The organism is Microcystis sp., assembly GCF_048564745.1.
GTDB classification, from domain to species: Bacteria; Cyanobacteriota; Cyanobacteriia; order Cyanobacteriales; family Microcystaceae; genus Microcystis; species Microcystis ichthyoblabe_A.
Window position 1 is genome coordinate 54751 of record NZ_JBLZRT010000036.1, and the last position, 7138, is coordinate 61888.

Below are 7138 nucleotides of genomic sequence, written 5' to 3' on the forward strand. Positions count from 1 at the left end.
AAATCACTCACCATAATTATCGCTAGTTTACACTATCGAAGATCGTACCCTACGGATTAAAAATATGCTGCGTATTATTGATAATATTGAGTCCCATTTATTGCCAATTTTACGCGAAAGTTTATTAGCATCCCAACGCGCTGATTTTTGCGTGGGTTATTTTAATTTGCGCGGTTGGCAGTCCATTGATACCTATATTGATCACTTTCTCGGGGGTGATTTGTCCTGTTGTCGTCTGCTGATTGGTATGCAGCAAGCACCCCAGGAATTACTACAGCAATCCCTGTCTTTATTGAAGCGCTCAAATGATATAGATAAGGCTACTTGCGCTCGTTTAAGAAAACAAATTGTTCAGGATTTTTGCCAACAATTAACTTGGGGGAATCCTAGCAATCGAGATCAGGCAGCTTTGCAACGTTTGGCGAAACAAATTCAATCGGGGAAGCTAGTAATTCGCTTATTTTTGGGCTATAATCTCCATGCTAAATTATACCTTATTCATCGACAGGATGTCAATAACCCAACGGTGGGATTTTTGGGCAGTAGTAATCTAACTTTTGCGGGATTACAACAGCAGGGAGAATTAAATATTGATGTCCTTGATCACGATGCTTGTGCCAAACTACAAAAGTGGTTTAATGATCGTTGGTTTGATGCTTGGTGTTGGGATATATCCGAGGATATTGTCAAGGTGATTAACGAAAGTTGGGCCCGGGAAAGTCTGATTCCCCCCTATCATATCTATTTAAAAATAGCCTACCATCTTTCCTTTGAAGCGAGAGCCGGTTTAGCAGAATACAAAATTCCCCGACAGTTTGACCAAGACTTACTAGATTTTCAGAAATCGGCCATTAAAATTGCCGCTCGTTATGTGCAAAGACGCGGTGGGGTACTAATTGGCGACGTGGTGGGGTTAGGAAAAACGCGCATCGCTTCCATTCTAGCATATATTTTGCAGGAAGACTACGATTTAGAAATCTTAATTATTTGTCCGAAAAATCTCCTAACCATGTGGGAGGATTACAGCTATAAATACAAATTAAGAGCGAAAATTATCCCCTTAAGTCAGGTTATACAGGAATTACCCAATCTGCGGCGCTATCGGGTAGTAATTATCGATGAAAGTCATAACCTACGCAATCGGGAGGGTAAACGTTATCGGGTGATACAGGAGTACATTAACACCAATGAAAGTCGCTGTATTCTCTTGACTGCGACTCCCTACAATAAAAACTATCTTGACCTGTCCAATCAACTGCGTTTATTCATTCAAGAGGATACTAATCTCGGAATTCGTCCCGAAAGACTACTAGAATCTCTGGGAGGAGAAATCGAATTTAATCGCAGATACCAATCTGCGGTTAGGTCCCTAGCAGCCTTTGAAAAAAGTGACTCTCCCGACGACTGGAGAGACTTAATGCGTCTCTATATGATTAGACGGACTCGCGGTTTTATCAAAAATAATTATGCTACAGAAGACGAACAGGGTCGTCGGTATCTAAAATTTGCTGATGGGTCGAGGGTTTATCTTCCCCAACGACAACTAAAGACAATCAAGTTTGACCTACAAGACTCGGTTTATGCGCGTTTATATTCGGAAGCAGTGGTGATAACTCTCAACGGATTGAAGTTACCCCGTTACGGATTGGGAAATTATCTAATTAAAGGATGCAAAGGGACAGGAGAGGAAGAAACCATCTTAAAAAGTCTATCCCGTGCGGGTAAAAGATTAATGGGTTTTTGTCGGACGAATTTATTTAAACGTTTGGAGAGTGGGGGGTATGCTTTCCTGCAATCCCTTGACCGTCATATTCTCCGTAACTATATTTTCCTTCATGCCATGGCCAAGAATTTACCCCTTCCCATCGGGAGTCAGGATCCAGCTTTGTTAGACACTCGTTATCTGGATGAGGATTTAGTCACTCAGGGAGAAGATGAAAGTATAGAAACCGAGGAGACTGGGGGGATAACCGGGTTAGAAAAAGAGTATCAAAAAAGAGCCGAACAAGTGTATCAAAAGTATAGCGGTGATTATCGCAAGCGCTTTCAGTGGATTAACCCCGAGGTGTTTAAACCCGCATTGAAAAAAGACCTAAAATCCGATGCCTTGGCTTTAATAGCATTATTGCAAACCTGTGGGACCTGGCAGCCGGAGACCGACGAAAAGCTAGAGAAGTTATGGCAGCTGTTAGAGGAGAATCATCCCAGAGAAAAGGTGTTAATTTTTAGCCAATTTGCCGATACAGTCAGTTATTTAGTCACTCAGTTGCAAAATCGGGGAGTGGATAAGATTGCGGGAGTGACGGGAAACTCTGCTAATCCTGCGGAAATGGTCCATCGTTTTAGTCCCCGCAGTAATTCTCAGCAAGTGGGGGAAGAAATACGAGTCTTGGTTGCGACGGATATCTTGAGTGAAGGGTTAAATTTACAGGATTGTGCCATTATCGTTAATTATGACCTACCCTGGGCAATTATTCGCCTGATTCAACGGGCCGGAAGGGTAGATAGAATCGGTCAAAAAGCAAGTCAGATTCTCTGTTATTCCTTTTTACCTGCGGAGGGAGTGGAGAGAATTATTAAACTGCGGACGAGACTATCTCAAAGACTGCGAGAGAATGCGGACGTGGTGGGGACCGATGAGGTATTTTTTGAGGAGGAGATGGATAACCAGACTTTATTAGATCTGTATCATGAAAAATCTGAGGTTATCGATGAGGAGGAGGATCAAGAAGTGGATTTAACCTCGGAAGCGTATCAAATTTGGAAAAATGCGATCGAAGTTGACCCTAGTTTAAAACATACCATAGAGGATCTGCCGCCGGTGGTTTATTCTACCCGTTGCCATAGTGGGACAGCAACCCATCCGGAGGGAGTCATGGTGTATCTAAAAACTGCCGGGGGGAATGATGCTTTAGCATGGATTGATAAGCAGGGAAATAGTGTGACTCAATCCCAATTAACTATTTTACGGTCCGCTGCCTGTCATCCCCAAACCCCGGCCATTCCCCCCCATCCCCAACACCATCAATTAGTACAAAAAGGTACAGAATTAATTGCGGAGGAGGAAAACAACTCCGGATCTAAATTGGGACGATTGACGGGAGCAAAATTTAAGACCTACGAGCGCTTAAAAAGGTATTCTCAAGATAGTAAGGATGATCTATTTGCTCATGAGGATTTATGCAAGGCTCTCGACCAATTGTATCATTATCCCCTCAGACAGTCGGCTCTCGATCGCTTAAATCGTGGTTTAAGAACCGGCATCAGTGACCGACAATTGGCAGACTTACTGGTATCTTTATATAAAGATAACGATCTCTGTATTGTTCACCCACAAGAATCCACCCAAGAACCTCAGATTATTTGTTCCTTGGGTTTATTTCAACCCTCTTAAGTCCCCCTTATCAAGGGGGATTTAGGGGGATCAAACCTTTTGACTCCTAACCCTAACAACAATTTTTAATATTTCCAAGAGGTCTATTATGTCCCTCAACTTCTCCCGGACTCGTGACTTATTATCTAACTTCCAATTTGGGGAACTGTTTATCGAGGAATTGGGATGGTCTCATCCTCGCGCAAAAAAAACTGTTAGTATCACCGTTGACAATCAAGAATATCCCTGTCAACGGATTGCGGAAGTGTCCGGAGTAGCAGTATTAGAGGTGACAACTACCGATATACCCGATGCGAAACTTCGTCGGGACATTCACCAGCAAGTTATCGAAAGAATTGCCGAAAATCTGCTAATTTTCGTCGATGGGGGACGGACACGCAGTTTATGGTACTGGGTAAAAAGAGAGGGAAGTAAAAGTTATATCCGTGACCATCTTTATATAAAAGGACAACCGGGAGATTTATTTCTCGGTAAACTAGCGGAATTAGTCCTCGATATCACCGACTTTGAAGATGGGGAACCCTCCGTGGTGGAGGTGGCCCATCGCTTACAAAAAGGTTTCGATATCGAAAAGATTACCAAGAAATTTTATCAGGAATTTCAGCGAGAGCATTTACAGTTCCTCCCCTTTATCCAAGGAATCGATCGAGAAAGCGATCGAAAATGGTACACTTCGGTTATTCTCAATCGTTTAATGTTCGTCTATTTCCTGCAGCGCAAGGGATTTATCGATAACGACTTCAACTATCTGCAAAACCAATTACAAGCAAGTCAACGACGCGGGAAAAATTTATTTTATCGTCAGTTTCTGCAAACCCTCTTTTTTCAAGCATTCGCTCAACCGGAATCCCAACGAGATGAGACAGTAACTGCATTGGTGGGAAAAGTCAAATATCTTAACGGAGGATTATTTCTCCAACATCCCCTCGAAAATCTTTATCAAAACATTTGTATTGATGACCAAGCATTTGAGAATATCCTCGATTTATTCTCCCGTTACTCTTGGAACCTTGACGACACTCCGGGGGGAAGCGATGACGAAATTAACCCCGATGTTTTGGGATATATCTTTGAAAAGTATATCAACCAAAAAGCTTTCGGTGCTTACTATACCCGTCCGGAGATTACTGAATATCTCTGTGATAGGACGATTAATAAATGGATTGTCGAGAGAAGCAATCAATATTATCCCCGCAAACAATTTGCCAGTATTTCTGAACTACTAATTAATCTCGATTCTCCCCTCTGTCAGCTTCTGATTGAAGATATTCTTCCCCAGCTTTCTATTTTAGACCCTGCCTGTGGTTCCGGTGCTTTTTTAGTGGCTGCGATGAAGACATTAATCGGAATTTATAGCGCGGTGATTGGGACAATTGAACTACGGGGAGACAGTAAATTAAAACAGTGGTTAACAGAGGTAAGAAAATCCCATCCCTCCCTCGGATATTACATCAAAAAAAGAATTATTTCCGATAACCTCTATGGTGTCGATATCATGGAGGAAGCGACGGAAATCGCAAAACTGCGTTTATTTCTCGCTTTAGTTGCTGCCGCACAATCGGTGACAGAATTGGAACCCTTACCGAATATTGATTTTAATATCATGTCGGGAAATTCCCTCATCGGGTTAATTCGCGTGGACGAAAAAAGTTTTAATCTCATGGGAGAGGAAAACATTCTGCAAACCCTCACCGCGCAAAATTATCAGGCAATTCTCGCGGAAAAAAATCGCAGTATTGAATTATACAAAGAACACGCTTTTCGGTTGGGAGAAGTGCAGGGAACCCCCCAAGAAAACCGTCTCCAGATGTTACGCAACCACATCGAGGATGTCAACCGCGAATCGGTGCAGAAATTAAACCAAATTCTCTTAGATGAGTTTAGCGGTAAGTTGTCAATTAAGTACGAATCCGCACAATTAACGGGAAAAGCAAAGAAACGTTTATTAACTCTCTCTGATATGCAGTCCCTGAAACCCTTCCACTGGGGTTATCACTTCGATAAACTGATTACAGAAAAAGGTGGTTTTGATGTGATTATCACCAATCCCCCCTGGGAAGTCTTTAAACCCCAAGCGAAAGAATTTTTTTCTCAGCATAGCGACTTGGTGACTAAAAATAAAATGGACATCAAGACGTTTGAAAAGGAACAGAAAAAACTGTTAACTAATCCCGAAATCGCTCAAGCATGGTTAGAATATCAAAGTCAATACCCCCACGTTAGTCTCTATTTTCGTTCCTCGGAACAATATAAAAATCAAATCTCTATTGTCAATGGTAAAAAGCAAGGGACGGATATTAATCTCTATAAGCTTTTTGTTGAACAATGTTTTAATCTCCTCCATCCCCGGGGAGAATGTGGAATAGTTATTCCCAGTGGAATTTATACCGATTTAGGAACCAAACAACTGCGAGAAATGTTATTTTCTCAGACAAATGTGACAGGATTATTTTGTTTTGAAAATCGTAAAACAATTTTTGAAGGTGTAGATAGTCGCTTTAAGTTTGTCATTCTAACTTTTGAGAAAAATAAACAAACTCTTTCCTTTCCTGTGGAATTTATGCGTCACGATGTTGAGGAATTACAACGTTTTCCCCATAAAGATAGTTTAGTAATTAGCGTCGATTTAATCCGCAAACTATCCCCCGATTCCCTCTCGGTAATGGAATTTAAACAAGATATAGATATTCATATCGCTGAAAAAATGTCTCATTTTCCCCTGCTAGGGGAAACCCTTCCCGATACATGGAATCTCAAGTTAACTCAAGAACTTCACATGACTAATGATAGTTATTTATTTAAACAAGTCCCTACTCATAATTGTGTACCATTAATACAGGGAAATATGTTTCATCAATTTAATAATAATTTAGCTGCACCTAAATATTGGATTGATTTAGATGAGGGAAGAAAGAAAATTTTAGGAAAACAAGAAGATAAAGGTCAAAAACTATCCTATCAAGACTATCGTTTAGTGCATCGAAGAATTGCCCGTAATACAGACCAAAGAAGTCTAATTGCTTGTATTTTACCTAAAAATAGATTTTGTGCTGATACTGCCCAAACTGTTAAAAATATTCTTCCTTACAAGGTTACAATTTATATCGCTACCCTTTTTAATTCATTTGTTAATGATTATCAAATTAGACAAAGAATAACTGCCCATTGTGATATACATTTTATGTGTTCTCTGAAAATCCCCCGACTAAAAGAGAGAGATAAATACTTTCAGGAGATAGTAGAAAATGCGGCAAAATTGATTTGTACTACAGAAGAATTTGAGCAATTAGCGAAAGAAGTGGGGATAGGTTCCCATAAAAATGGAGTCACAGAAGAAGCAGAAAGAATGGCAATTAGAGCGAAATTAGATGCAATAGTTGCCCACTTGTATGAATTAACCCTAACAGAATTTCAACATATATTAACTACCTTTCCCCTCGTCCCCGAAAGCGTCAAAACTGCCACCCTCAAAGCTTACCAAACCCTGTAAGGGAATTATGAATGATGAAGTGGGGAAATTGAACTAAAACCCCATAAACCCCAAAACCTGTCCCTTGACTGGAAAATAGAAGCTAAAATAACGCCAATTCTTCAATCAGAATAAATCCCTTGAGTAGAGGCTACATATCAGGAGAGTCACTCCACTTGCAAGAGTGACTCTTAAATTATTACAGATGTATCAGCAGCCGCGTGTAAGCATCCCACCGAAAAACTAATGCGCGGGGGGTTTGGGGGCGGCACTTC

At 40.9% G+C, this 7138-nt stretch carries 2 protein-coding genes; both read left to right on the forward strand.

The window, feature by feature from the left end; translation table 11 throughout:
* The first annotated feature begins 64 nt into the window (after nucleotides 1–64).
* Entirely contained in the window at nucleotides 65–3394 is a 3330-nt protein-coding gene (locus tag ACOCD9_RS06390; RefSeq protein ID WP_419546793.1) for a helicase-related protein, read from the forward strand.
* Between the two features lie 88 nt (nucleotides 3395–3482).
* On the forward strand, nucleotides 3483–6884 hold the full coding sequence (locus ACOCD9_RS06395; protein WP_419546794.1) for an Eco57I restriction-modification methylase domain-containing protein: 3402 nt from the start codon (nucleotides 3483–3485) through the stop codon (nucleotides 6882–6884).
* Nucleotides 6885–7138 lie beyond the last annotated feature (254 nt).